The organism is Paenibacillus sp. FSL K6-2441, assembly GCF_037964765.1.
Lineage (GTDB): Bacteria > Bacillota > Bacilli > Paenibacillales > Paenibacillaceae > Fontibacillus > Fontibacillus phoenicis.
This window is the reverse complement of record NZ_CP150174.1, coordinates 2,459,424-2,485,597: the sequence shown is the minus strand read 5'-3', so window position 1 is coordinate 2,485,597 and position 26,174 is coordinate 2,459,424. Positions and strand designations below refer to the sequence as shown.

The 26,174-nt window shown below is 52.0% G+C and carries 22 protein-coding genes and 1 pseudogene; 19 read left to right on the top strand and 4 right to left on the bottom strand.

Annotated features, from left to right (window positions below):
* Positions 1-46: 46 nt before the first annotated feature.
* The 12 genes and pseudogenes from NSQ80_RS11250 (at position 47) to NSQ80_RS11195 (ending at position 15,706) form a co-directional block, all read left to right on the top strand.
* Positions 47-463 (top strand): hypothetical protein, encoded by a 417-nt coding sequence (locus tag NSQ80_RS11250; RefSeq protein ID WP_339299042.1) that lies wholly within the window; start codon positions 47-49, stop codon positions 461-463.
* A 248-nt stretch (positions 464-711) separates the two neighbouring features.
* The gene (locus tag NSQ80_RS11245) at positions 712-2,367 is read left to right on the top strand and encodes an extracellular solute-binding protein (RefSeq protein WP_260071572.1); all 1,656 of its coding nucleotides are present in this window, start codon (positions 712-714) and stop codon (positions 2,365-2,367) included.
* A gap of 61 nt (positions 2,368-2,428) precedes the next feature.
* Complete coding sequence (locus tag NSQ80_RS11240) at positions 2,429-3,352, top strand: ABC transporter permease subunit (protein ID WP_009226554.1); 924 nt, start codon at positions 2,429-2,431, stop codon at positions 3,350-3,352.
* A 10-nt stretch (positions 3,353-3,362) separates the two neighbouring features.
* Positions 3,363-4,244: a carbohydrate ABC transporter permease gene (locus tag NSQ80_RS11235; protein ID WP_036646363.1), complete on the top strand. Its 882-nt coding sequence runs from the start codon at positions 3,363-3,365 to the stop codon at positions 4,242-4,244.
* A 45-nt stretch (positions 4,245-4,289) separates the two neighbouring features.
* Positions 4,290-5,420 carry a glycoside hydrolase family 88 protein gene (locus NSQ80_RS11230; protein WP_009226556.1) on the top strand — a complete coding sequence of 377 codons (1,131 nt, stop codon included), beginning with the start codon at positions 4,290-4,292 and terminating at the stop codon, positions 5,418-5,420.
* 252 nt (positions 5,421-5,672) lie between these two features.
* On the top strand, positions 5,673-8,045 hold the full coding sequence (locus tag NSQ80_RS11225; protein ID WP_339299039.1) for a helix-turn-helix domain-containing protein: 2,373 nt from the start codon (positions 5,673-5,675) through the stop codon (positions 8,043-8,045).
* Positions 8,042-9,712, top strand: coding sequence for an extracellular solute-binding protein (locus NSQ80_RS11220; protein WP_339299037.1), 1,671 nt, complete (start codon positions 8,042-8,044; stop codon positions 9,710-9,712). Before NSQ80_RS11225 ends, NSQ80_RS11220 begins: the two co-directional genes overlap by 4 nt.
* Positions 9,713-9,827: 115 nt before the next feature.
* Positions 9,828-12,485 carry a glycosyl hydrolase family 28-related protein gene (locus NSQ80_RS11215; protein WP_339299035.1) on the top strand — a complete coding sequence of 886 codons (2,658 nt, stop codon included), beginning with the start codon at positions 9,828-9,830 and terminating at the stop codon, positions 12,483-12,485.
* Positions 12,486-12,653: 168 nt separating this feature from the next.
* Positions 12,654-13,574 (top strand): hypothetical protein, encoded by a 921-nt coding sequence (locus NSQ80_RS11210; protein ID WP_260071576.1) that lies wholly within the window; start codon positions 12,654-12,656, stop codon positions 13,572-13,574.
* Positions 13,575-13,644: 70 nt separating this feature from the next.
* Positions 13,645-13,971: a substrate-binding domain-containing protein gene (locus NSQ80_RS11205; protein WP_339299033.1), complete on the top strand. Its 327-nt coding sequence runs from the start codon at positions 13,645-13,647 to the stop codon at positions 13,969-13,971.
* 50 nt (positions 13,972-14,021) lie between these two features.
* Positions 14,022-14,324 (top strand): annotated as a pseudogene (locus NSQ80_RS11200) (carbohydrate ABC transporter permease); the annotation flags it as partial.
* A gap of 119 nt (positions 14,325-14,443) precedes the next feature.
* Positions 14,444-15,706, top strand: coding sequence for an MFS transporter (locus tag NSQ80_RS11195; protein ID WP_339299031.1), 1,263 nt, complete (start codon positions 14,444-14,446; stop codon positions 15,704-15,706).
* Between the two features lie 126 nt (positions 15,707-15,832).
* Here the strand turns inward: NSQ80_RS11195 and NSQ80_RS11190 are convergent, their stop codons facing one another.
* A complete protein-coding gene (locus tag NSQ80_RS11190; protein WP_260071580.1) occupies positions 15,833-16,543 on the bottom strand; it encodes a GT-D fold domain-containing glycosyltransferase in 711 nt (236 codons plus the stop codon).
* Positions 16,544-16,778: 235 nt separating this feature from the next.
* Between NSQ80_RS11190 and NSQ80_RS11185 the strand changes: the two genes are divergently transcribed.
* The 4 genes from NSQ80_RS11185 to NSQ80_RS11170 all read left to right on the top strand — a co-directional run bounded on the left by NSQ80_RS11185 (position 16,779) and on the right by NSQ80_RS11170 (position 20,210).
* Entirely contained in the window at positions 16,779-17,468 is a 690-nt protein-coding gene (locus NSQ80_RS11185; RefSeq protein WP_260071581.1) for a putative rhamnosyl transferase, read from the top strand.
* A 36-nt stretch (positions 17,469-17,504) separates the two neighbouring features.
* Positions 17,505-18,245: a methyltransferase domain-containing protein gene (locus NSQ80_RS11180; RefSeq protein WP_009226573.1), complete on the top strand. Its 741-nt coding sequence runs from the start codon at positions 17,505-17,507 to the stop codon at positions 18,243-18,245.
* Between the two features lie 124 nt (positions 18,246-18,369).
* Positions 18,370-19,398 (top strand): ATP-binding cassette domain-containing protein, encoded by a 1,029-nt coding sequence (locus NSQ80_RS11175; protein ID WP_339299027.1) that lies wholly within the window; start codon positions 18,370-18,372, stop codon positions 19,396-19,398.
* Positions 19,395-20,210, top strand: coding sequence for an ABC transporter permease (locus NSQ80_RS11170; protein WP_009226575.1), 816 nt, complete (start codon positions 19,395-19,397; stop codon positions 20,208-20,210). Before NSQ80_RS11175 ends, NSQ80_RS11170 begins: the two co-directional genes overlap by 4 nt.
* A 68-nt stretch (positions 20,211-20,278) precedes the next feature.
* Here NSQ80_RS11170 and NSQ80_RS11165 read toward each other — a convergent pair whose 3' ends face one another.
* From NSQ80_RS11165 to NSQ80_RS11155, 3 genes are read right to left on the bottom strand one after another with little or no spacing between them, the layout of a single operon-like run.
* On the bottom strand, positions 20,279-21,457 hold the full coding sequence (locus tag NSQ80_RS11165; protein ID WP_036646379.1) for a MalY/PatB family protein: 1,179 nt from the start codon (positions 21,455-21,457) through the stop codon (positions 20,279-20,281).
* Positions 21,458-21,511: 54 nt separating this feature from the next.
* Positions 21,512-22,084 carry a carbonic anhydrase gene (locus NSQ80_RS11160; RefSeq protein ID WP_009226577.1) on the bottom strand — a complete coding sequence of 191 codons (573 nt, stop codon included), beginning with the start codon at positions 22,082-22,084 and terminating at the stop codon, positions 21,512-21,514.
* Between the two features lie 41 nt (positions 22,085-22,125).
* Positions 22,126-22,449, bottom strand: coding sequence for an iron-sulfur cluster biosynthesis family protein (locus NSQ80_RS11155; RefSeq protein ID WP_009226578.1), 324 nt, complete (start codon positions 22,447-22,449; stop codon positions 22,126-22,128).
* Between the two features lie 142 nt (positions 22,450-22,591).
* On the opposite strand from NSQ80_RS11155, the gene NSQ80_RS11150 reads away from it, so the two are divergent.
* From NSQ80_RS11150 to NSQ80_RS11140, 3 genes are all read left to right on the top strand, one after another.
* Positions 22,592-24,109 carry a carboxypeptidase M32 gene (locus NSQ80_RS11150; protein WP_339299025.1) on the top strand — a complete coding sequence of 506 codons (1,518 nt, stop codon included), beginning with the start codon at positions 22,592-22,594 and terminating at the stop codon, positions 24,107-24,109.
* A 196-nt stretch (positions 24,110-24,305) separates the two neighbouring features.
* A complete protein-coding gene (locus NSQ80_RS11145; RefSeq protein WP_339299023.1) occupies positions 24,306-25,307 on the top strand; it encodes an ABC transporter substrate-binding protein in 1,002 nt (333 codons plus the stop codon).
* A 34-nt stretch (positions 25,308-25,341) separates the two neighbouring features.
* A complete protein-coding gene (locus NSQ80_RS11140; RefSeq protein WP_009226581.1) occupies positions 25,342-26,121 on the top strand; it encodes an ABC transporter ATP-binding protein in 780 nt (259 codons plus the stop codon).
* The last annotated feature ends 53 nt before the right edge of the window (positions 26,122-26,174 follow it).

The window sequence follows — 26,174 nt, the reverse complement described above, 5'->3', positions numbered from 1 at the left end:
CTCGAATGCTCAATAGCGGTTCAAGTCTTTAAAGAGGGAGAATCGAATGAGGCAATTATTTATAGTTGGAGTTAGTTTATTAGTCCTCTTGATCTTATCTGCATGCAGCTATTCCGATGAACCTCAAGAACCCAAAGCCCAGGAAAAACGAGCTCAAATTCTTGAGGTCACCACGGATTTGCCGCAAAACGACGGCTGGTGGATAGTTCGTGACGGTACGACGACAATGACCCTTAAAGTGAAAGCCTTAAACGTTGAAACCGTATTGTTTTGGGTCGTTCCAACAGGGACGGAAACGTGGGGAGAACGGGAACTCATCGGTTATGATCTTGACGGAAGCGACGGTTGGTCATTCACGTGGGACTTTGGCAGTCGCAGTATGCATGACCGTATCGTAGTTCAAGCCTTGAGCAGTGATCAAACATCCCAAGCTCAACAGATGATTTTGGTTACCGCCGAGTGAATTTGGATCGCGTGTTAGAGAACTTTGTTAAGAAATATTGTGGGGAACAAAATTAAGGTAGAAGCTCACTGAACCTAAGCGTTCGGTGGGCTTTTTTACATAGATCATCAACCGCATTTCATAAATCATCAATCTGCCCTAAACGAAATCAACATGCCATTGGAGGTTTTGCCCATAGGCCGCCCTGTGGATTGTTCGTATGCTGAGGATGGGTTAACTCCCATCACAATTCATGGAGGGGAAGGTATATGAAGACAAAATCCTTAGCCCGCTGGGTCTCAACCGGCCTAGCCATCGGCTTGCTTAGCACCATGCTGCTGGCATGCTCAAACGGGGGGCAGACAAACAGCGCAAAATCCAATGAAGGGGGAACAGATGCTGGCGGCAACACCTCGGTCACCGAAACGGGGGCGACTTATCCAATCCAAACCGATAAGAAGCTAACGTATTGGGGGGATTTGACCGGGAACCTGATCGGGATTGTGAATTCCCATAACGATGTTCCATTCTTTCAGAAATGGCAGGAGAAAACCGGGGTTCCGCTCGAATTTACGGCACCGCCGGCAGGTCAAGCCCGCGAGGCGCTGAACGTCATGCTGGCATCAGGCGATCTGCCGGATATGATCGAATACAACTTCATGAGTTTTCCCGGCGGCCCGGAGAAAGCGATCAGTGACGGGTATATTTTGCGTCTGAACGATCTGATCGACAAGTACGCGCCCAATCTGAAGAAGTATTTAGAGGAGCATCCAGATATCGATAAGATGGTGAAAACCGACAGCGGCAGTTACTACGTCTTTCCGTTTATCCGGGGCGATGAGTATCTGCAGGTCTTCCAGGGGCCGATGATCCGCAAGGACTGGCTAGATGAACTTGGACTGCCGGTGCCGGAAACAATCGACGAATGGACGACCACGCTCCGTGCGTTTAAGGAGAAAAAGGGAGCTGCCGCTCCGCTCTCGCTGGTCAGCAAGCCGCGCTTCTTTAATGAATCCTACAACGGAGCGTTCCTGGGTGCATATGGGGTGACTCAAGGCTTTTACCAAGAAGACGGGAAGATCAAGTTTGGTCCTGCGGAACCCGGATTCAAGGAGTATTTAAGATTGTTCCAATCTTGGTATAAGGAAGGGCTGCTCGATAAAAATATCGCGACGGTCGATGGTAAAGCGCTCGACAGCAACCTTGCTTCCGGAGCAACGGGTGCCACGATCGGCAACGCTGGCGGCGGGATGGGAAAATGGCAGCCGTTGATCGAGGCGAACGATCCGAAAGCAGTGCTTGTGGCAGCTCCTTATCCGGTGCTGAACAAGGGCGAGAAGCCCAAATTCGGGCAGCGGAACCAACCGTACTCCTCTGAAGGCACGGTCGCGATTACAACGGCCGCCAAGGATCCGGAGTTGGCAGTACGGATGCTGGATTACGGGTACAGTGAGGAAGGCCATATGTTCTTCAACTTTGGGGAAGAAGGCGTCAGCTACGAGTTGGTGGACGGATATCCGAAATACACCGACTTGCTCATGAAAAATCCAGATAAACTCGCGCCGGCGCAAGCGATTTCGTTATATGCCCGCGGCAGCTACAACGGACCGTTCGTACAAGACAAACGGTATGCGGAGCAATTCTTCGCCCTGCAAACCCAGCGGGATGCGATCGAAATTTGGAAGAACACCGATGTCGCGAAATACCAATTGCCGCCGATTACGCCAACGCCGGAGGAAAGCTCGGAATATGCCACGATTATGAACGACATCAACACGCTGGTGGATGAGATGACGATCAAGATCATTTTAGGGGAGGAATCCGTGGACCAATTTGAAAGCTATGTAGAAAAAATGAAGTCGCTTCGCCTGGACCGCGCCATCGAGATTCAAACTGCAGCGCTGGAGCGTTACAACAATCGATAAGGAGCATACGGGAGGGCGTATAGGCCCTCCCGACTTGAAATGAGGTGAACCCCTAAAGCGCATGAATAAACCCGTTTCCTTCAAACGCCGGTTGATCCGGGACTTTCGGTTAAACAAATATTTGTATCTCATGATGATTCCCGTCATCGCCTACTACGTGATTTTTCATTACGGTCCGATGTATGGCGCAATCATCGCTTTTAAGGATTTTTCCCCGGTTAAGGGGATCTTGGGGAGCGACTGGGTGGGTCTCAAGCATTTCGAAGAGTTCTTCGGGAGCTACTATTTCTTGCGAGTTCTCAAAAATACCGTACTCATCAGCTTATATACGCTGATCTTTGAGTTCCCCGCGCCGATCATCCTGGCCTTGCTGATCAATGAAGTGCGCCGCCGCCGCTTCAAACGGGTCGTGCAGACCATTACGTATATGCCGTATTTTATCTCCTTAGTTGTGATCTGCGGCATCATTACGGACTTTACGAATGCGGACGGCCTAATTAACCGGCTGTTTATGCTGCTTGGGTACGATGGTCAAGCGATGCTGCAGAAGCCGGAGCTGTTCCGGCCGATCTACGTGTTGTCGGAAATCTGGCAACGCATCGGCTGGGAATCGATCATCTATATTGCCGCGTTGATGAGCATCGATCTCGAGCAATACGAAGCCGCTCGAATTGACGGGGCCAGCCGGCTGAAGCAAATGTTCTATATCACCCTACCCGGCCTGGTACCTGTCATCACCATCATGTTTATTTTGCGGATTGGGAACTTGCTGAACGTTGGTTTTGAAAAAATCATTTTGCTCTACAATCCGATCACCTACGAAACGGCGGATGTTATTTCCACCTTTGTGTACCGCAAAGGGTTGCTGGAATTCGGCTGGAGCTATAGCTCGGCCGTGGGATTATTTAACTCGGTGATCAATCTCGCGCTGCTCATCTCCGCGAACTACATCAGCCGCAAAGTGAATGAAAACAGCTTATGGTGAGGTGGAAGCGATGAAGACGGAAAGCGGTTGGATGGATCGATTATTTAATGTGGTGAATTATACCCTGCTGATTTTGCTCGTGATCGCGACCTTGTATCCGTTGGTCTATGTTCTGTTAGCCTCCCTTAGTGATCCGGCGCGCCTGTTGGCTTATAAAGGACTGCTTTGGAAGCCGGTGGGTTTCAGCCTGGAAGCCTATCGGGCCGTGCTCGCCAACCCGGGGATCGGAATCGGGTTTCGTAATACGTTGTTTATCGTCGTGTTTGGAGTGACCGTGAATATTTTCATGACTGCCCTGGGCGCTTACGTATTGTCCCGCAAAAACGTGATGTGGAACAAGGTCTTTATGTTCATCATCGTGTTTACGATGTTTTTTGGCGGCGGCTTGATTCCGATGTACCTGATCGTCAAGGGCGTAGGTCTATTGGATTCGTTATGGTCCACGATCATCCCGTTTGCAGTCAGCACGTTTAATCTGATCATCATGCGGACGTCATTTATGGGCATCCCGGACAGCTTGGAGGAGTCGGCGAAGATCGATGGGGCGAATCACTTTACGATCCTGTTCCGAATTATCATCCCGCTCTCCATGCCCGTGATTGCCGTGATGATCTTGTATTATGCGGTGGACAAATGGAACGGGTGGTTCTATGCCTCGGTGTTCATCCGAAGCCGGGAGTTGTTCCCCTTACAGCTCGTGCTCCGCGAAATCCTGATCTCGAACTCGACGGACAGTATGTCGATCGGCGCCTCCGCCGGAGACCGGTTCCAGATCGGGGAGACGATCAAATATGCGACGATCATTGTGGCGACGTTTCCGATCATGTGCATATATCCGTTTTTACAGCGTTATTTCGTGAAAGGTGTTATGGTCGGATCGTTGAAGGGGTAATGGATGAGGGGGAAGTCCCACGAGTAAAGGTAGAGGAGGAGAAGCATGACAACGACCTTAAAAACGATCAGCCAGGAGATCTGGCCGCGGTTGGAGTCCAAGGTGTCGCTGATGCGGGATTCCTTGGGATCTAAGGCTCCGCATGTTGCAGGACAAAACGGAATTTATGACGATACGAAGCTGGACTGGTGGACCTCCGGATTCTGGCCGGGGATCCTCTGGCTGATGTACGACATGACGGGTGAAGAAGGATGGCGGGAGGCAGCCTGGTCTTGGGATGAACGGTTGTTTGCGTTGTTCCAGCAGGAGAATGCTTTTGATCATGATGTAGGTTTTCATTTTTTGCCGACGGCGGTCTTTAAGTATAAGCTGACCGGCGACAAAGACGCCTTGCGGCGAGGCTTGTTTGCGGCAAACTTCCTGGCCGGCCGCTTCAACCCGAAGGGAAGCTACCTCCGGGCTTGGAACGGCAGCAAGCAAACCGGCTGGTCGATCATCGATACGATGATGAATATCTCGCTGCTCTTCTGGGCTTCCGAGGAAAGCGGCGACCCACGGTTTGCGCATATCGCCAAGGCTCATGCGGATATGGTTGTGAAGCAATTCGTGCGGGCGGACGGGTCCACCCATCACATCGTGGTGTTTGACCCCGAAACGGGCGAACGCGTGGGGGCGTTAGGCGGACAAGGCGCGGGTCCCGACTCGGCCTGGAGCCGGGGGAACGCCTGGGCGCTTTACGGCCTGACGAATACGTACCGTCATACCAACGACGCAGTGTACTTAAGTGCAGCCCAGCGGGTGGCAAATTTCTTTATCGCTAGCTTGCCTGAGGACAGCGTCCCGCCGTGGGATTTCCGGGCCATACTGGAAGCTGGGGACGACGAGATTCCCCGTGACACCTCGGCCGGAGCGATCGCTGCCTCCGGGTTGCTTGAGCTTGCCGACCAACTGGATGAACCGATTGGCCGACCGTACCGCTCTGCCGCCGAGCGAATCTTAAGCTCACTCGCTACGAATTATGCCACTTGGGACGATCCGAAGCATGAGGCCATCCTGCTTCAAGGTACGGGCCACAAGCCAGCTAATCAGAACGTGAACGTTTCGCTGATCTACGGGGATTATTACTTCGTTGAGGCGTTGGCGAAGCTCCAAGGATGGAAGCGGCGTATTTTCTAAAAAAACTTTATCTCGAAATTTAGCCCGAAGGACCACCTAGTCCCTCGGGCTATTTGCGTTTTGTTAGGTCGCAGGACTGCTCGCAAGCGGGAATTGTCAATCGAATTGAACTTTTTATCTATAGGCTTGGGCCGGGGAAACACGTTATAATTAGGTCTTGATCTGATGCACCGACAAACCAACAAAACCGACGAACCGATTAACCCACTAACCTGCTTATCTACAAATCAGAAGGATACGGGGGAGGAACGGATGTTGAACATTCAATCTTTGTGGCGGAAACGGGAAAGCGTGATCGTAACCTGGCTCGTTTCGTACAGTGCAGTGTTGTTTGTGCCGATTCTGTTCAGCCTCATCATTTACGCTCAGGCCAATACAGCGTTAAAGAGCGAAATTCACCGGGCGAACGATTCGTTGCTGAAGCAAATGCGCTATACGATCGATACGCAAATCGATTTGATGAAGCGGCTCAATATGGAGATGACTTGGAGTCCGAACCTGCAGACCTTGATGTATTCAAGTCAGTCTGACGCCGAAGCACCTTACACCGCTTACCAGCTCGTCAAGGAGTTTCGTCTGTTCAAGACGTCGTACGCCACGATCGATGAATTTTACGTCGTTTGGAAAAAAGGGGATGCGGTTCTCCGGGCGGGGAATATCCGGGATATCCCCACCACCTTTCATACCATTCACGAGACCGGGGCCATCAGTTTAGAGACTTGGAAACGCCTAGTTTTGGAAGCGGATACAAAACGCTTTGTTGTGCTCCCTCACCTCAATGCGGGGCACGCGGAATCCTCCATCGCTTATGTCACGCAGCTGCCAGCTGATCTGAACGGGCAAGAGACAGGTACGGTCGTGGTGATGACGGATACGAGCCGGTTCCAACAGGCCCTTGAGGGGATCTCCGGCTTCAGTGATGGTCTGCTGCTGATCCTAAATCAGAATGACGAGGTGCTGATGACCAATCGGGACCCTGCCGATGAGCTGCTTCCCTTTATGGATGGCAACCGCGTAAGGCTGGATCGGGCGAAGGTCGGGGAATCGGAGCTGTTCTATATGGATTCCGCGGTATCCGATCTCAAATATGCGTTGATCATCCCGAGCGGGTTGTATTGGGAAAAAGCCGTGAACGTCCGCAATTTTACGTATATCAGCATTCTGGTCAGCCTGCTTGGCGCCGGCGTGCTGACGTGGTTTTTCATGCGTCGCAACTATTCTCCGATCCAACAGCTGGTGGAATCGTTGTCGGACAAATCGACTCAAGCCATGCCTGGAGAGCCTAATGAGCTGCGGTTTATCCAGAACATGATCCAGCGGGCCCGGAGCGAGAAGAATGAGATTGCCCAGCAACTTCAGAAGCATCAGCAGGTGCTTCGCTCGAATTTGATTTATCGGCTGCTGAAAGGGAAAACCGATCCGCTGGTGCCGTATGAAGAATCGTTCCGCTCCTTTCAGATGCCGCTGTATTCACGGGATTTTGCCGTCATTTTATTCGTGATCGAAAATGAAGACCAACTCTATGACAAGCTGCCCGGCGTGGGATTAAGCGAACGGAGTAAGTTGATCCAGCTGATCATCTCCAATGTGGTCGAGGAGTTGGTTGCCGCTCGAGGACATGTAGGGTACGTTGCGGAGGTTGACGAGATGATCGTTTGCCTGGTGAATTTGCAGGCGGATTCCAAGACGTGGAGCGAGGATTTGAGAGAGATTGCGGCGGAAGCCCAGCGGTTCTTGGAGCGTTACGAGATGGAGCTGACCATTTCGTTCAGCGGCCGGCATCCATCATGGATTGGTATTCATGAGGCGTATCAAGAAGCGGTGGATGCGATGGAATACAAGATGGTATTGGGGAAGAAAGGGATTATTGCTTACGGCGAGATCCATCGTGAGACGGCAAATGGCATGTACGGGTATGATTATCCGCTGCAAACCGAGCAGCAGTTGATTAACTTCATCAAAGCCGGCGATGCCGAGCAAGCCGGCCGTTACATGAATGAGATCATGAAGCGGAATTTGGAGAAGCCGGTGATGTCGCTTAACGTGGCCAAATGCCTCATGTTTAATTTGGTAAGTACGATGATCAAGGTTATCCATGAACTAGGCGGACATGAGGATGATTGCCGGCTGGCCGATTATCCGCTGTGGATCGACGAGGTGCTGGCCTGCGATACGGTACAGGAAATGCAAAGCGCTCTGCAAGGCTTGTTGCATGAGGTCTGCGCATTTGCCGCCGACAAACGTGCAAGCCATCTGTTGAGAGAACGAGAGGACTCGCTTCGCAGCCTGATCGAGAAAGTGACGGCGTATATCGCGGCACGTTACAACGACGCCAACTTAAATGTGAATGCGATTGGCGATCATTTTGGGATGAAAGGCAGTTACCTCTCCAAGCTTTATAAGAATCAGACGGGAGAAGGCCTGCTGGACAGCATCCACCGATGCCGAATTGAGAAGGCGAAGGAGCTCATGCGGACGCAATCGGAATCGATCAGCGAGCTGTCTAAAGTGGTGGGATATAACGATGCAGCTACGTTTATTCGGGTATTTAAGAAGTACGAAGGCATCACGCCTGGCAGATATAAAGAGATCAGCGGCATGAATGGGAAGGAGGTTACGGTATGAGTGGAAATCGAAAAAAGGTTCGGACTCTTACAAACCGGGGACTCGCGACGGTGTTGATTCTGGCGTTATTTGTCCTACTGAGCTCTTGTGATTCCAGTGCGGGACCCTTCAGCGGGTCATCCGCCGCTTCGGCGGCGAATCCGCAGGAGGTACAACCGGGCGGAAATCATGCGCAGGATCAACGGTTGACGCTCACTTACTGGGCTGAGCTCAACGGAAATGCAGCCAGCATTAAATCCAAGTTCAGTGAGGTTCCTTTCTTCCAAGAATGGCAACGGAGAACCGGAGTCCAGCTCGATTTCATCCAGCCTCCCGCCAATCAAGGGAAGGAGGCGATTAGCGTCCTGCTCGCTTCCGGCGAGTTGCCGGATCTGATCGAGTATGAATGGATCAATTATCCGGGCGGTCCGGAGAAGGCGATCAACGACGGGTATATTCTAAGGCTGAATGAAATCTTCGACCAATATGCCCCTCACTTGAAAAAATATCTCCAAGCGCATCCCGAGATCGATCTCCAGGTTCGTACCGCAAACGGAAGTTACTACGCCTTCCCATTTATTCAAGGGGATCAGCGGCTTCGTACTTACCAGGGTCCCATCATTCGCAAGGATTGGCTAGATGATCTTGGGCTAGAAATTCCGGAGACAATCGCGGAATGGCATGATGTGCTGAAGGCGTTCAAGGAACGCAAGGGGGCTGAGGCTCCGCTAACCTTTCTTGGCGTACCGAATCCGCTGTTTGGCATCGAAGGCGGAGGATTCGTTGGCGCCTTTGGGATTAAGAAGGATTTCTATCAAGAGCAGGGGAAGGTCAAATTTGGCGCCATCGAGCCGGAGTACAAGGCGTTTCTCGCTTTGTTCCGCGACTGGTATCAGCAAGGGCTTATCGATCCCAACCTTGCTGCAGTGGACTCGGAAACCCAAGATACGAGCATGATTCTCGGACGTAGCGGCGCCAGCATCTGGAACGCCGGAGCGGGAATCGGGACCTGGCTGCCGGTGATGAGAGCCCAGGACCCGAAGGTCGAACTGGCGCCGGCGCCATATCCGGTACTGAAGAAGGGTGATCGTCCGAAATTTGGTCAGCTCGCTCCGGTGGTGGGTGTCAGCGGCAGTGTTGCGATCTCAACAAGCAATCAGCATGTGGAGGAGTCGGCCCGGATGCTGGATTACGGTTACAGCCCGGAAGGTCATCTGCTGTTTAACTTCGGAATGGAAGGGGTCAGCTACGAAATGAAGGACGGGTATCCGGCCTATACCGACCTCATTTTAAACAATCCCAACCAGTGGGCTCCTTCACAAGCGCTGGCGATGTATACCCGTGCTAGTTATTTTGGTCCGTTCGTGCAGGATGTACGGTATATGGAGCAGTATTATTCGCTGCCGGAGCAACAGGAGGCTACCCGCCTATGGTCCGATACGGATGCCGCGCTCCACAACTTGCCGGTTCTGCCGAAAACCGAGGAGGAGAGCACGGAGTTTTCGGTCATTATGCAAGACGTGAACCGCCTCGTGGATGAGATGTCGCTTAAGATCATCTATGGGATGGAGCCGCTGGATGCGTTCGAAGGGTACGTGGAGCAAATTCATGCCATGGGGATCGACCGGGCGATTCAAATCCAACAGCAGTCCCTCGATCGGTATAACACGGCATTGTCTGCGAAGTGAATGGAGGGATTTGGAAAAAAACGCAACGCGAGTGGCGTTTTTGAGCATCGATAAACAGGCTTCCTCCCACTACAATGGTGGGTGAATCCCATAAACAAAGGAGGAAGATGATGTGATGCGCAAAAGATGGTCGGCCATACTGCTCGCCCTGGCCGTTGTCGCCGGACTCACAGTAACCGGGGGAGGGGCTATTTCAGCGTCAGCCGACGAAGCGAATCCGGCAGCCCATCAAGGTCCGTCCCTTGGCCGCGATGGGAGAAGCTTGCTTTATCCCAAGGGGTGGTATCCGGGATACCGGACGAGTGAGGGTCAGTTCCTGCATGATTTCTCCTATGCAGGCTACCGGAGAGGTGAGGTACCGATTCCTTCCGTGAACAAGCACCGGGGCATTAACGTGACGAAATCCCCATACCGCGCGGACCCTACTGGGCGCACGGACTCCACACGCGCCATTCAACAAGCGATTGATGATGCGGCGGCGCGCGGAGGAGGCGTTGTCTACCTTCCCAAAGGAACGTATCGTGTGACTCCGCAGGAAGGGAAGGATTTTGCTCTAAATATCAACTCCAGCGGGGTGGTGCTCAAGGGAGACGGGCAGCTTCAAACGCACATTTACAATGCGCAGGAAAATATGAAGCAAAAGGACATCATCCGAGTCGGCGGCGGGGATTGGAAACGGACCAGCACTTCGAGCAAGCTGCGAAAAACAGTATCCGAACCTACGGTGTTGCTGCCCGTAGAGAGCACGGATGGCTTCCAAGTGGATGATTTCGTTGTCATTACCTTTGAGACGACGGAAGGCTTCCTGAAGGAGCATGGGATGCAGAATAAATGGGCTTCCCGTTTAGGTAAGGTGGAGCCGATATTTTATCGGCAGATCGTAGCTGTTGATCCGAAGGCCAAAACTTTGACCCTGGATATCCCAACCCGGTATCCTCTAAAGCTTCGTGATGATATTACGATTACCAAAACGGAAGCGCCAATCATGGAGGTGGGCCTGGAGGACTTCTCCATCGCGAACGTCGAGAACTCGAAGCCGGGGCTCGGCGAAGATGACTTCAAGGTGGAAGGAACGGCAGGGTACGAAGCCGATAATGCCAAAGCGATCAACGTCATCGCTGCCGCAAACAGCTGGATCCGCAATGTTGGCACGTACAAGCCGCCGGGGAATGCGAACTACCACATTTTATCTAAAGGCATCATTTTGGATCGGACCAAAAATGTCACTGTCGACAAGGTTACCATGCAGTATCCGCAATACCGGGGAGCCAACGGGAACGGGTATCTATACCAATTCATCGGTAACGATAACCTGATTATGAACTGTCGTGCCGTCGGGGCGAGACATAGCTTCACCTATGCTAATTTCTCGGCGAATGGTAACGTGCTGCTGGATTCGTATTCCGAGAACTCATTTTACCTCACTGACTTCCACATGTATTTGAGTATGGCCAATTTGATTGACAATTTCACGGTGAACGGGGACGCGATTTCCGCGATCACGAGGGATTACGGATCGTCTGCGACGAACCGCCACGGTGTGGTAACAACCGAAAGCGTATTTTGGAACACGAAAGGGATTGCCGCCCATTCAAGTAAACCGGGGATCATCATCGAATCGGAGCAGTTTGGCAACGGGTATATTATCGGCACCCACGGGAAAGTGAACGGGGTGAAAGTGGATATCATCGGTTCGATTCCGGATGCGGATACCTCGCCGTTTGATTGGGTCGAAGCCGTCGGGCAAGGGGAGCGGCTGTTCCCGCAAAGCTTGTACAAGGATCAAACCAAGCAACGGTTGGATCACCGGGAACTGGGATTGCAGTCGATCCTTGTCAACGGGGAAGCTGTGCCGGGCGTGCAGTTTTTGCGGACGCAATATGATTATGTACTGCCATATGGTACCACAGAAACCCCAATCCTTTCGGCAAAGGCAAAGTCGAAGGATGCCCGTGTCAAGATCGTCCAACCGAAAGGGACAAGTGGAACCGGCGTTATTACGATTACCCGGCGCGGAAAGACGCAAACGGTGCGGGTGAAGTTTAGTGTGGCGAAGACGCCTGTGCTGCCGGAGAATATTACGATTGCCCCGGACAAAAGCGTACCGGGCTGGCGTTCTGCCGGTTATGCGATCAGCGCAGGCAAGAGCGGACGTCTTCAATCTTTCCTGACGCTCGATAACGGGGAAGTCGTAAACACCTCCGAGTTAAATATCCCGGTGACGTACCGGGTTAGTGACGAACAGGTGGGTTATATCGAAGGAAATACATTTTATGCCGAACGGCCCGGTGTCGCAGACATCATTGCCAGCTGCCAGCTACAAGGCGTGGTCGTCGAAGCGCGCCAGACCTTTGAGGTGCTGGAGCCGATACCCGAGCCTGCGGGACCTTTAGCCGCCATCGCCAAAGTAACGGCCAGCGCAGATGACGGCAATGTGCCCAGCAACACGCTGGACCGTGATCCGGACACCCGTTGGTCTGCAGATGGGAAAGGACAGTTTTTGCAGGTGGAGCTGGAAGAGGTCACGTTCGTGGATGGGGTAAGCCTGTGGTTTTATAACGGACACACCCGCTCGAACTATTTTGATCTGGAGGTTTCCGTGGATGGTGTTCATTTCGAACCTGTTCTAACCGGGATGGCCAGCAAGAAACAGTCGGAACTGGAGACGTTTGAGTTTACTCCGACCCCGGCCAAATACATCCGATATGTGGGTCAAGGCAACGAGATCAATACCTGGAACAGCTTGCTTGAAATTTGGGTTCACGCCGAATAATGTCGAATAATCAGGGCTTGAATCCCTCTACAATAGGCCGAACAGATCATTTGCGCTCATCCTTTTTATGATAATCTCATTCTGAATCGAATCGCCCTGTAAGGAGTACGGCCAATTGTTTATCGCATCGCAGGGAAATCAGAGAAGGAATGGAGTGTAGAGGACCGAGTGAAGAACAAGGCAATCCTGCTGTTGTTGGCAGTCTGTTTGACGGGGGTTTTTGGAGTTTCGTCTCCGGCCCAAGCAGAGGCGCGGCCAACCAAAGCGATTTGGGCATGGGATTTTTATGATGCGGCTTCCAATTCGCAAAAGATCACGTCTTTGTTGGAGTTTCTGAAGGAGCAGGACATCAACCTGCTGTTTATCGGAACAAGCAGAACGCTGCCGGATCAGCCGGCAACCTATACGGAACTGATCTATCGGGCACATGCGGAGGGAATTCGCGTCTTTGCGCTGGTCGGAAGAGCAGAGTGGGCCTTGGAGGGCCGACATCGCGATGCACTCGCAGAGCTTCGGCAGGTGCTGTCGTTTAATGCTTCCCACCCGGCCAGCACCTTTGACGGCATTCAATTTGATATCGAGCCGCACACGTTGCCGGAATACCAAACGAAGCGAGGATCCATCAATTATCAATACCTGCAGGTTTTGAAGAAAATCGCGGCAGAAATTCGCGCCAGCGGCGATCCACTGGAGTTTAACGCGGCGATTCCTTGCTGGTATGCTACGGGAGAAAATCCGGTGATAGTGGAGACGGGCGGACAACGGAAGCCGTTAAGTTATTTCGTATTGGATATCGTGGACACTGTTTCCGTTATGGCCTACCGCGACACAGCTGATCGGCAAATTCGCGCATCCTTGGCGGAAGCCGATTATGCTGCAAGCTTGGGTAAGAAGGTCTATATCGGTGCAGAAACCAGTCCGCCAAACGGATCTACGATTCCAAACGAGATTACGTACTATAACAAAGGCTTGGTTTACATGAACCAGCAAATTCAGGCCATCAACGCTTATTATGCGAAGCATGCAGGATTTGGCGGCATCGCCATCCATCAATACCCTGCATACCGAATCATGCTGCAAGGCCGGTAAGAAGCAATCGGGCAGGTGAAGGTTCATCGGCACACATACAGATTGCTGAAAATGAATAAGGATGAAAAAGATGGAGACGTACTTCCCGGACTTTCGGAATCAAAGATATCCTGCGCTGTTTACGACAAACGACCTGCTGGTGCTGGGCGCGATGAAGCTGTTGCTGGACCGAGGCGTTCAGATCCCTCAGGAGGTTGCCGTCTTGGGGTACGACGATATCGAGCTTGGCCGCATGTATTCGCCGTCGCTGTCCACGGTCAGCGTGGATACCGCCGGCATCGGGAGGGATGCGGTGGAGCTGTTGGACAAGCTGATCCGCGGTGAAGCGGATTTGCCTAAGCTGGTGGAATACGAAAGTCATGTTGTCAAAGGTCAATCAACGGAAGGAAGGGAGTGACCTGAATGGGATGGTATTGGAAAAAAGTAGGGTAAGGCGAATCATCGAGTTTGTGCTGCTCGCTGCTCACCGTGTTTGCGATATTTTTTGCCGGTCCGCTCTTGAACCTGCTGGTGCTGGCGTTTAGCGAGAAGTGGAACTATCCGGATGTCTTGCCGGCGACTTGGGGGTTCAAATGGTGGAACTTCGTATTAGCCAAGGACGATATCGTCTCCTCGATTTCGTTGTCGTTCTTGATCGCGGCGATTGTAACGGCGTTATCGATCCTCATCTGCATCCCGACCGCATATGCGTTCGCCAGAATCCAGTTTCCGCTGAAGCGAATGTTCTTGTTCTCGTTCCTGCTGACGCATGGATGTAACCCCGGGATACGGGGTTCTTTTTTTAAAATTATTCTTTCCATTGATTTGGTTGTTTGGATTCGTTTACAGTATAATTATGCTGTAATTTTCCAAATCGAGAGGGGATGTCCGTGAATAACGTAGACAGGTCAAATCAAGCGACATCAAAGGAGCAGTGGAAAAGGAACATCATCCTGTTCCTGAGCAGTCAAACGATTTCGCTGTTTGGCTCCTCGCTGGTGCAGTACGCGATCATGTGGTACATTACGCTAAATACGAAATCGGGGATCATGATGACGTTATATATCATCTGCGGGTTTATCCCAACGTTCCTGTTATCCCCGGTGGCGGGCGTCTGGGCGGATCGCTACAACCGAAAATGGCTGATTATGCTGTCGGATGGCATGATCGCCTTCGCTACACTGATCCTCGCGCTCCTATTCCTGATGGGCTATGAGGAAGCTTGGCTGCTCTTTGTTATGGCTGCGATCCGGGCGCTTGGCTCGGGCGTGCAGACGCCGGCAGTTGGGGCGATTTTGCCGCAAATCGTACCGTCCGACCAATTAACGAAAGTGAACGGGATTAACGGAAGCATTCAAGCAGTCATTATGTTCGTGTCCCCGATTGTCAGCGCTGCGCTGCTCACTGTGGCGACGATCGAAACGATTTTCTTCATCGATGTGGTCACGGCGGCGATCGCGATTTTGACACTGCTGCTTTATTTTCGGATTCCGACCCATCAACGAGCTTCAGGTCCGCAATCAACTGGTTATTTTCACGACCTGAAAGAAGGTCTGGCCTATATCCGTCGACAAGCCTATCTAAAATCCTTCTTTGCTTTTATGGCGGTCTTTTTTATTCTGATGGCCCCGGCCGCGTTTTTGACCCCGCTTCAGGTGACCCGCACTTACGGCGAAGAGGTCTGGCGGCTTACCGCAATTGAAATCGCCTTTTCCATCGGAATGATGGCGGGAGGAGGATTGATTGCCGCGTGGGGCGGTTTTAAGAATAAAGTGCACACGATGACTTTGGCTACGGTATTGATGGGGTTATGTACATTTTTGCTTGGCGTCGTCCCCGTCTTTTGGATCTATCTGGCGTTTATGACCTTGTTTGGGATCGCAATGCCAACCTTTAATACCCCTACGATGACGATGATTCAGGAAAAGGTCGACGAAAGCTATATGGGAAGAATCTTTGGCGTATTTAGCATGATCTCCACGTCGATGATGCCGATCGGGATGCTGATCTTCGGGCCCATTGCCGATGCGATTGCGATCGAATGGCTGCTCATCGCGACGGGACTGCTGATTTTGCTCCTATCGCTCTTTCTCGGACGGAATCAAGCGTTGCTGGAAGCTGGCAAACCGGCAATCCAGGAAGGCACAACCTAATCTTGAGAAGGCAGGCTCAATGAGCCCTGCCTTTTTATTTTTGTCACCCGGATCAGGAGGCGAAGCAAGCGCTGCGGATTGGAAAGTAATTTGGCTGAGCCAGAGCCAAACAAAGGCGCCCACAACTTAATTGGGGCGCCCATTTAATATGATATTGCTTGCTTTGCCAAAATCGAGAGCGACTTTGCCTGTAATCGAGGCAATCTGTTGAGCCAGAACCACTGCGCTGACCCCACATGAAATCAGTGCCACATCAAAGCTGTCCTTATGAGCGGTAATCCACTTGATCGTATTCCGGTACTCCGGCCATTGGTCAAAAGGCAGGGCGTGCACGATTTTTTGGTTATAGGGTTCTTTTTTAAGCCGTTCCTTGATCTTAGCGGCTTCCCGTGTGATGACCATAATTCGCAGGCCGGAGAGGAGTGACCAAAATTCCTCCATTTTGGCCAATTCCCGGTTCACCCCGGCATGGCAAATCACAGGCGGCTGAATCTTGTAATAGGAGAAAACCTTATCGGTTAAGGGTCTTTTTAAATAATCCGGGGCATTGATCGTGTTGTCTCCGGCGGGCAGGATTCCTACAACCGTCGCCTTTTTTACGGAAGAAATCACGGCGTTGCGCAGCGGTAAATTTGGAAGGGTCAGGCCTTTTTCTCCTCGGTTCGCTTTGATTGCCCACCGTTCCTGAAGCACTTTAGACATGGGCCAGACATGATGCTGAGACATGACCAAGTTCTCGCCATCACCAATCCTTACTAACGAAAACGGCTTCTGTTTCTCGATGGCGTCTCTGATTCTCTTTAGCAAATCTTGGGCTTCCAAGTAGATTTGTTGCATCGGACGTTTCATTCCTTTCGCGTGCTTAATCATTTCAGTCTATGATGGCGAATAGGGTTTGAATTGTGTGCTTGTACCGCAAAGTAAATTTGCGGTTGGGTTGACTTTTTTTGCAGTGCGTTATGGAATACGTCCCTGTCCTTCTCCTATTGTCTAGCATATAGTGAAAGATCGGTAGCTCCGTTACACGCAAGTAAAACAATCAGACGGGCTATTATGACAAGGAGGGAAGTGCATGTCCAAAAAAGTGGTGATTGAAAGCAATTTCAATACGTTTGGGTTTGATCCAGAGCGGCTTACTCGGCCGTGGCTGGAGAAACGAATCGCGATCTTTCGCAACTTTACCTTGAAATCATTAAAAGCCCAAACCAATCAGAATTTTCTGGCGATATTTAAGATCGCCCAAGGAACCGAAGCGATTGTTGCAGACATATTGTCAAAACAACCGCCGTTTCCAAACAACATCTGGTTTGGGACGAACCGCGACAGTATCGAGAAAATTAAAGCCTTTGCCGGCAAAAGCGATGATTTATATATCGCGCGTTTGGATTCTGACGATCTGTATCATAAAACTTACGTACAGCAGCTGTATAATTATCAGCCAAAGTCCGAAACCGTCGCATTGATTAATCAAAACGGCTATTTATGGGACAGTGTTAACAGCGAAATGGCACCAACCTTTCATCGTTCCCCACAATTCTATGTATTTCTGTACAAGACAGCAGAGTATCTGAACGGATACCGCGTTAAACTTCCAGGGCGGGGCACGCACGGCAATGTGATCGATTTACCGCATGAACTGCTTGCCCCCCGGAACTACGTGAATGTCATCCATCAGGATAATACTTCAGTCAAAAGAGTACCGCCACGCGACCGATTGAGCCCCGCGGAAATCCGGAACGTGTTGAAAGAATTCATGGGATAACCGCGGGTTCCCTCGAACTAGAGGAGGTGAAGGAATATGGTAAACCAGGATCGGGTCAACGAGCGCTATTATGGCCAGGTAAACTCGGAAAAGTCCCATGAAGCAACAAGAGCACGTATCCACTGGATTTGCCGTCAAGTCACTGGCAGAAGAGTACTTGACGTAGGGTGCAGCCAAGGAATTACTTCGATCCTCCTGGGCCGAGAAGGACGCAGGGTTCTAGGGTTAGATTTGGAAGAAGGAGCTATCCATTATGCGAAAAGGGAGTTGTCCCGGGAATCTAAGCCTGTCCGGTCCAAAGTTCAGTTTAAAGTAGCCGATGTCACTGAATTCCAAGGTCATAAGCTATTTGATACGGTCATTCTAGGACAAATTCTGGAGCATTTTGCGAATCCCGGAGTTTTGATCAGTCATGCTTATCGATTGCTGGCAGACGGCGGAACCCTCATCGTAACGGTGCCTTACGGATATCATCCCTTCCACGATCATAAGCAGACCTTCTATGCGGGGAACCTAGGCATCTGCCTGGATCCCTGGTTCGAGATCACGAAATTGGAAGTGCAGCATAATTATTTGTGCTGCGTGGCTGTGAAACAAAAAGAGATTCGGAGACAAATCCTTCCTGATGCTTCCATGATGAAGAACTGGATCCTTTTTGACAGCGAGCGGTTTACTGAGATTGAACGCCAGCACCTGCAAGTCATGGAGCAGCGAAAAAAAGCGCTGGGGCAAGCTTACGAGCAACTGAAAGAACTGCGTAAAACGAAGCCCAATTAAGCCCCCAAGAGATGAACACACCCGAACAAGGGTGTGTTTTTTTTTCGTTTAAATTCAGTTTAACTACCTCCGTTAATCTCCTAACTGTAAATCACATTGGTTGAAGGATAGGAGGACTTAACAGATGATTACGAAAACTTCCGCCTTCACGGGGGGCGCAACTAAACTGGCGATTGAAGCTGAGGGACTCGTGAAAATATTTGGAACGAACCGGGCGGTAGACGGAGTGAACCTGCAGGTGGGGAGCGGGATGATTTATGGCGTCCTGGGACCTAACGGGGCAGGGAAAACGACGACGATCCGCATGCTGGCGACATTGCTGCGTCCAGACGCGGGTTCCGCCCGCATTTTTGGGCACGATGTCGTCAAGGAGCAGCATATTGTCCGTCAGCTGATCGGCGTGACCGGACAATACGCCTCGGTGGATGAAACGCTGAGCGCTACTGAAAATCTCGTCATTTTCTCCAGGCTGTTAGGCTTGGGGCGCAGCGAGGCTCGCCGGAAAGCAGCGGAGCTGCTGGAGGAGTTTGGGTTGTCGGAAGCGGCCAAGCGCCCGCTAAAGCACTTCTCCGGCGGGATGCGCCGGCGGCTGGATTTGGCAGCGAGCCTGATTGCCCAGCCGCCGCTCATTTTCCTGGATGAACCGACGACAGGGCTGGATCCGCGAACGCGGTCGCAGATGTGGGATACGATTCGCCGTCTTGTTGCGACCGGATCGACGGTGTTGTTAACCACCCAGTATCTGGATGAAGCCGACCAACTGGCAGACCGGATCGCCGTGATTGATCGCGGGCAGGTCATCGCAGAAGGCACTGTCGACGAGTTAAAGACCTCGGTGGGAGCCTCGTCGCTGCAGTTAAGAATTAAGAATCCACTTCATTTGGCAGAAACTCGCCGCATTGTGGAGCAGGTGCTGAAAGTGCCTTCCACCCTCACAGCAGAGGCAGGAAAAATTACCGCCCCGATGGCGGAGGCCGATCTGGTGACCGACCTCTTGATCGCCTTGCGCGAAGCGGATGTGGATTTGGCGGAATTAAGCGTTCAGAAACCAACGTTGGACGAAGTCTTTTTGACACTGACCGGGCGGGGCGTTGAAGAGAACACCGCAGGTCCTCAGGCTTATGTTCTTGATCAGAAGGGGGTAATCGCATGAGCAACACGGTTGTTAACGCTAAGGCCGCACGGCCATTAAAGAATCAAACCAGCTTCCGTCAATCGCTTCGTCACTCGTTGACCATGGCGTATCGAGGATTGTTAAAAATCAAGCGGACACCGGAGCAACTATTTGACGTGACGCTCCAGCCGATTATTTTCACGCTGATGTTTACGTATATTTTCGGCGGGGCGATCTCGGGGGATGTGATGAGCTACTTGCCGGTCATTATTCCAGGGATTCTGGTGCAAACCGTCATTTCCACCTCTGTCGTTACCGGAGTACAACTGCGCGAGGATATGGAGAAGGGCGTTTTCGACCGCTTTAAGTCGCTGCCGATTGCTCGGATCGCGCCATTGGCCGGAGCCTTGCTGGCCGATACGGTCCGCTATACGATTGCGACCGTCCTGACGTTTGCTATGGGATACATGATGGGCTTTCGTCCGGATGGGGGATTTGGTTATGTCGCTCTTGCGGCGCTGCTGGTGATCGTTTGTTCTTGGGCAGTTAGCTGGATCTTTGCTTTCTTTGGCGTTATCGCGCGAACCGCATCCAGCGTACAAGGGATATCGATGATCGTGTTGTTTCCGTTGACGTTCCTGTCCAATGCGTTTGTTCCGGTTGAAACGATGCCAAAATGGCTGCAATGGTTTGCCAACATCAATCCGATTTCGCATTTGGTGACAGCGGTTCGGGAGCTGGTGAATCATGGAACCATTGGTGGAGATATGCTGAGCTCTCTTATCGGAGCAGCCGTTATTGTAGCGGTTTTTGCACCGATTACGGTCCGCGCTTACATGCGTCGCACTTAAAAAAATAAGCCGGAAGACGAGAGGTCTTCCGGCTTGAGTGTTTTCGCTGGTTATTTCGTTCCCAGCGATTAGGCTTGATGAGCGGCAACTGCTGCGCAGAAACGCTCCAGTGCTTCTTCCAGCAACGAGCGTGGGCAAGCCAGGTTGATCCGCAGGAATCCTTCGCCGTTCTCGCCGTAGATGGAGCCTTCCGTGAAGGCGATTTTGGCTTCCTTATACATCACTTGCTTCATCTCAGCTTTTTTCCATCCCAGTGCACGGCAATCCACCCATAATAAGTAGGTGCCTTCGGATAGAACGGGGGCCACCGCTGGCAGATGCTCGGCGAGATAAGCGACGGCGAAGTCACGGTTGGCACGAATATAGGCTAGGACGGCGTCAAGCCAATCCTCGCTTTGCGTATACGCTGCGATGGTCGCCGTAGGACCGAAAAAGTTCAGCGAACCGATGGCTTGCGCTTTGATCCGTTCGGCAAATTGTTTGCGGATGGCCACGTTTGGAATGATCGTATAAGCCGTCGCGAGGCCAGGGATGTTAAACGTCTTGGAAGGAGCCGCGCAGGTAATTGTGATTCCGGCAAAGGGTTCAGACAACGATGCAAACGGCACATGACGGTATTCGGCGAAGACCAAATCGCAGTGAATTTCGTCCGAGACGACCTTCACTCCATATTTCAGGCACAGCTCGCCAACCCGTTCCAGCTCCTCACGGGTCCAGACCCGTCCACCGGGATTATGGGGGCTGCACAGCAGCATCAGCTTCGCGCCGCCTTGCATCAACGATTCCAGATGATCGTAGTCCATCCGGTAACGTCCATCCTCGAGAACCAACGGATTTTCGGCAACTTCGCGTCCGTTATTGCGAATGACATCATAGAACGGATTATAGACCGGGGATTGCAGGATAACCCGATCTCCCGGTTCGGTTAATACCTGAACGGCTACGCTGAGCGCAGGCACGACGCCTGGAGTGTCGGTCAACCAGGACGGATGAACGTTCCAGCCATGCCGGCGCTCCAGCCAGCCGGTGATAGCCTCCAGGTATTCTTTGGGCCGGGAGGTGTAGCCGTAAATCCCCAGCCTGGCCCGTTCCGTGACGGCTTGGACAATGGCCGGCGCACAACGGAAATCCATGTCCGCTACCCACAAAGGCAATACGTCCGGATTCCCAAACAGCTCCTTTCCAAGATCCCATTTCTCGGAGTAGGTTCCTCTCCGCGGCACACGTTCGTCGAAATTATACGTCATCTCTTTGTTCCTTTCCTTTCCCATAGATGCAGGTTATCTCTAGTCGTGTCGGGCTTATTTCGGAAGAGGCTGGTACCCGTCGATAATCAGTTCCAGCTCGCCTGTCGTGGAATCAATCAGCAACCCGTGAACAGGAACATCTGCAGGAAGGAGCGGGTGCCTCTTAACGATATTGACGGTCCGAATGATCCCTTCCTTCTCGTTATCGAAACCGCGCAGCCATTTGTTTAGCTTGATGCCGGAATTCTCGATCGTGTTCAACGTGTCGTCGCTGATACCCCGTTCCCGCATGGAGCCAATCATCCGGTCCGAATTGAGCGCAGCCATACCGCAGCCGGTATGACCAACGATGAATACTTCCTGGGCATGTAATTCGTAGATCGCAACGAGAAGACTACGCATGACGCTCCCAAAAGGCTGGGAAATGATTGCGCCGGCGTTCTTGATCAGCTTCACATCGCCGTTGCGCAGGTTCATCGCTTTCGGGAGCAATTCGACGAGCCGCGTATCCATACAGGTCACGATCGCCATTTTCTTCTCAGGAAATTTATCCGTTACATATTTCTCGTATTCCTTCTCCTCGACAAATTTACGGTTGAACTCCAGTATCGACTGCAATTGATTCATGTTACTACCTCCTTGTTTGTTGTTGGCACGAATACGGCGAATTACCGGCGGTCTACCAATGGAATATTGGATTTGTAAAACTGGGACGGCCCATCCAAGCGGAACGTCCCGGTTGCTTCTTCCCCTTTCAAGGACAGCTCCTCTTCAAAAAAAACAGCCTGCATTTTGTCAATCCAAAATGGGTAGGCTTCATTGTCCATGGGAATATCATATGGACCCGGTTCGGATACGATGTTCAGTACGGGAACACCGCTCATGCCGCAGCCGCAGTTTTCCGTATCGTAGACGAGGCGGAGCAAGCCAGGCTGGCCAGCTAACTTGTCGTCGATCATTTTTTTGGCCGTTGCGTTAAGCGTGATTTTCATAAGGAAGAGGCAACTCCTTTACATCAAAATAAAATTTCAATAAAAATTAACGAATTCGTCTACTTAAAATTTGATTATACGTTTAGTTAAAAGTATCATCAAGAGTAGCAACTATATTTCACCAGTAAAGGCGGGAGTTGTCATGAAACAGGAAACGGTTGAGAAATGGGAGCTCTTTCGGGAGCTTCTGCAGAAGATTCATGCATACGGGGAAGCGGTCGCGCTGATGAACTGGGATTTACGCACCGGTGCACCGCGCAAAGGGGCGGAGACTCGGGCAGCGACCATTGGTTTGTTGTCCACGGAAGCCTTTAAGCTGCAAACGTCAGCCGAGATGGGCGAGTATTTAGCTTATTTAAACCAGCCTGCCGTCCTGGAGGAATTGGATGACGTGCAGCGCCGGATGGTGCTCGATGTGCAGGAGGAATACGACCGAAGCGTCAAGATTCCGCCGCAGAAATTCCGCGAATATACAGAGCTGACGGCCCATGCTGAAACGGTGTGGGAAGACTTTAAGGAGAACAGCGATTTTGCCGGATTCGAGCCTTATTTAACGAAAATTGTGGCAAAGATTCAGGAGTTTATCGACTACTGGGGTCCGAAGGCTACGCGTTATGATACGTTACTACATATGTATGAACCGGACCTGACTACGGAGAAACTCGATCAAGTTTTTGGCCAGCTGCGCGATCGACTCGTTCCCTTGGTTGAGGCGGTAGCTGGAGCGAAGAATAAGCCGGAAGCTCCATTCCTGAACCAGCTGTATGATAACCAGCAGCAAGCGAAGTTTAGCCGGTTCCTGCTCGAACAAATCGGCTACGATTTTGCAGCTGGACGGATTGACGAAACGGTTCACCCGTTCCAAACCACGATCAACCATGGCGACGTGCGGATCACTACGAACTACAAGCAGGATGATGTCGCCAGTGCCATCTTCAGTTCCTTGCATGAAGGCGGGCATGCGCTTTACGAGCAGAACGTATCGAAAGAGCTGGCTGGAACGCCGCTGGGCCAAGGAACGTCGATGGGGATCCATGAGTCCCAGTCCCGTTTCTGGGAGAACTTCGTTGGGCGCAGCCTGCAATTCTGGCAACGGTATTTCGGCGAGTTGCAGCAGCATTTTCCAGAACAGCTTCAAGGGGTTACGCCGGAGCAGTTCTTCCGCGGCATCAATCGTGTAGAGAACTCCTTAATCCGGATTGAAGCGGATGAGCTGACTTATAACTTGCATATTATTATCCGTTATGAGATTGAGAAGATGCTCTTTAATGAAGGGTTGCCGGTCAGCGAGCTGCCGAAAGTCTGGAATGAGAAATACCGCGACTATCTCGGCTTGACTCCGCCTAACGACGGGCTTGGCGTTCTGCAGGACGTACACTGGTCGGCCGGTCTGTTTGGGTACTTCCCATCCTATGCGCTTGGCAACATGTATGCTGCCCAAATCGCCAATACGCTGCGGAAAGAGCTGCCGCAATTTGAAGAGCTCGTCGCCGAAGGCAACTTCCAGCCCATCAAGGAATGGCTGACTGACAAAATCTACAAATACGGCAAGAGCCGCAAACCGTCCGAGCTGATCCTTGCGGTCACCGGCGAGGAGCTAAACCCGGACTATCTTGCAGATTATTTGGAGCAAAAATTCAAAAGCATTTACGGCATCTAAAGCGATATCGATCAACAGCTGTCCCTAAGGCGGATTTCATCCGCGCTTAGGGGCGGCTTTTTTTGTGCATCAAACTTGGAGTGCCCCGGCACGGCTTAACCTTTTGTTAGGCTATCGCATAGTATTTAGTATCTTCTGGCCAACCGCTAGACAACGATTGGCTATGAAACCCCATTTAGAAGGAGAGGTGAATGGCATGAACAACGTGAGAAAGGGGTTATGGATTACGCTCATCGTCCTCCTAACCGCAGCACTTAGCGCTTGCGGAGGAAGCGGCAAAGCACAAAAGGTCAGAATCGGGGAAGTTACCCGTTCCGTATTTTATGCCCCTCAGTACGTCGCATTGGAAAAAGGCTTCTTTAAAGAAGAAGGATTGGACGTGGAGTTGCAAACAACAGCGGGTGGTGACAAAACGATGACGGCGCTGCTGTCCGGAGCCATCGACGTGGCACTAGTCGGAGCGGAGACGTCGATTTACGTATACCAGCAAGGCTCTACAGATCCAGTGATCAACTTTGCCCAATTGACGCAAACCGACGGTACCTTCCTGGTTGCCCGGGACTCCGCCGAATTTGATTGGGAGATGCTGAAGGGGAGCGTCTTTCTGGGTCAAAGAAAAGGAGGCATGCCGCAAATGGCGGGCGAGTTCACCCTGCGCAAGCATGGAATCGATCCACATCAGGATCTGGAGTTAATCCAGAATGTGGACTTCGCCAACATCACGGCTGCATTCATATCGGGAACGGGACAATTCGTTCAGCTGTTTGAACCCCAAGCCTCCATCGTGGAGAAGGAAGGGAAAGGATACGTCGTCGCTTCCTTTGGTACGGAGAGCGGCAGGCTGCCCTATACGGTATTTATGACCAAGCAGAGCTATATCAAGGATCATTCGGAAATCGTCCAGAAGTTTACGAATGCGATTCATAAAGCCCAACGCTGGGTTCAATCGCATACGCCGGAAGAAATTGCCGAGACGGTTGCGCCTTATTTTAAAGATACGGACATGGAGATCTTGGTCAGCTCGATCAAGCGGTATCAGGAGCAGGGAAGCTATGCAGAAACGCCGGCTTTGGCGGAGGACGCCTGGAACAACCTGCTTGACGTGATGGAAAGCGCCGGAGAACTCAATGAACGGGTGGAAGCGGATAAGCTGGTGGATAACAGCTTTGCCGAGCAAGCCGTCAAATCCGTCAAATAACATGAACGTGAACGGAAAAGGAGCGTGAGCGCTTTTGCCATCTGTCGTGGAACTGAAAAACCTAGATCTGGTCTACGTGACGGACCGGGAGGCCGTCCTCGCCTTGCAAGGGATGAATTTAGCGGTAGAGCCTGGCGAATTCATCAGTTTGGTTGGTCCCAGCGGTTGCGGAAAGACCACGCTTCTTTCCGTCATGGCTGGTCTGCTGGCCCCATCCCGGGGAGAGGTGCTCCTGCACGGCAAACCGGTAACGGGCCCCACCCCGCAGGTGGGGTATATGCTGCAGCAGGATTACTTGTTCCCGTGGCGGACGATTCTGAGCAATACCGTACTGGGGTTGGAACTGACCGGAAGGTTAACGCCGGAAAGTGTGGAGCACGCGCGGGCGTTGCTGGCCGAAATGGGGCTCGGCGATACCGCGAAATTGTATCCCCATCAGCTGTCGGGCGGAATGCGCCAACGGGTGGCCCTTGTGCGAACGCTGGCGACCGATCCGGAGCTGCTGCTGCTGGATGAGCCGTTCTCAGCGCTGGACTACCAGACGAAGCTACAGCTGGAGGATTTGGTGTGGGGGACGCTAAAGCAGCGGAAGAAAACGGGCGTATTGGTGACCCACGATCTATCGGAGGCGATCGCGGTCAGCGATCGGGTGATCGTGCTGGCCCCCAGACCAGGGCGAATTCGCAGCATGTACGAGATCCCGGAGGCGATCCGAAACGCGCAGCCGTTCTACGCCCGGGAAGCCGAGGGATTCAACGAACTGTTCCATGAAATCTGGCGGGACTTGGAAACGTCAGAAAGGGAGGAGGGATAGCTCTTGGCACAGCCCAGAACCAAACCGAATACCCCTCAGGAAGCCTGGCTGCA

Bases quoted from the DNA above. Each gene is read 5' to 3' on its own strand.
- NSQ80_RS11240 (WP_009226554.1), top strand. From the start codon at position 2,429: ATGAATAAACCCGTTTCCTTCAAACGCCGGTTGATCCGGGACTTTCGG.
- NSQ80_RS11160 (WP_009226577.1), bottom strand. From the start codon at position 22,084: ATGAATCAATTGCAGTCGATACTGGAGTTCAACCGTAAATTTGTCGAG.
- NSQ80_RS11225 (WP_339299039.1), top strand. From the start codon at position 5,673: ATGTTGAACATTCAATCTTTGTGGCGGAAACGGGAAAGCGTGATCGTA.
- NSQ80_RS11250 (WP_339299042.1), top strand. From the start codon at position 47: ATGAGGCAATTATTTATAGTTGGAGTTAGTTTATTAGTCCTCTTGATC.
- NSQ80_RS11205 (WP_339299033.1), top strand. From the start codon at position 13,645: ATGGAGACGTACTTCCCGGACTTTCGGAATCAAAGATATCCTGCGCTG.
- NSQ80_RS11230 (WP_009226556.1), top strand. From the start codon at position 4,290: ATGACAACGACCTTAAAAACGATCAGCCAGGAGATCTGGCCGCGGTTG.
- NSQ80_RS11175 (WP_339299027.1), top strand. From the start codon at position 18,370: ATGATTACGAAAACTTCCGCCTTCACGGGGGGCGCAACTAAACTGGCG.
- NSQ80_RS11150 (WP_339299025.1), top strand. From the start codon at position 22,592: ATGAAACAGGAAACGGTTGAGAAATGGGAGCTCTTTCGGGAGCTTCTG.
- NSQ80_RS11235 (WP_036646363.1), top strand. From the start codon at position 3,363: ATGAAGACGGAAAGCGGTTGGATGGATCGATTATTTAATGTGGTGAAT.
- NSQ80_RS11215 (WP_339299035.1), top strand. From the start codon at position 9,828: ATGCGCAAAAGATGGTCGGCCATACTGCTCGCCCTGGCCGTTGTCGCC.
- NSQ80_RS11155 (WP_009226578.1), bottom strand. From the start codon at position 22,449: ATGAAAATCACGCTTAACGCAACGGCCAAAAAAATGATCGACGACAAG.
- NSQ80_RS11145 (WP_339299023.1), top strand. From the start codon at position 24,306: ATGAACAACGTGAGAAAGGGGTTATGGATTACGCTCATCGTCCTCCTA.
- NSQ80_RS11180 (WP_009226573.1), top strand. From the start codon at position 17,505: ATGGTAAACCAGGATCGGGTCAACGAGCGCTATTATGGCCAGGTAAAC.
- NSQ80_RS11165 (WP_036646379.1), bottom strand. From the start codon at position 21,457: ATGACGTATAATTTCGACGAACGTGTGCCGCGGAGAGGAACCTACTCC.
- NSQ80_RS11220 (WP_339299037.1), top strand. From the start codon at position 8,042: ATGAGTGGAAATCGAAAAAAGGTTCGGACTCTTACAAACCGGGGACTC.
- NSQ80_RS11170 (WP_009226575.1), top strand. From the start codon at position 19,395: ATGAGCAACACGGTTGTTAACGCTAAGGCCGCACGGCCATTAAAGAAT.
- NSQ80_RS11190 (WP_260071580.1), bottom strand. From the start codon at position 16,543: ATGCAACAAATCTACTTGGAAGCCCAAGATTTGCTAAAGAGAATCAGA.
- NSQ80_RS11185 (WP_260071581.1), top strand. From the start codon at position 16,779: ATGTCCAAAAAAGTGGTGATTGAAAGCAATTTCAATACGTTTGGGTTT.
- NSQ80_RS11245 (WP_260071572.1), top strand. From the start codon at position 712: ATGAAGACAAAATCCTTAGCCCGCTGGGTCTCAACCGGCCTAGCCATC.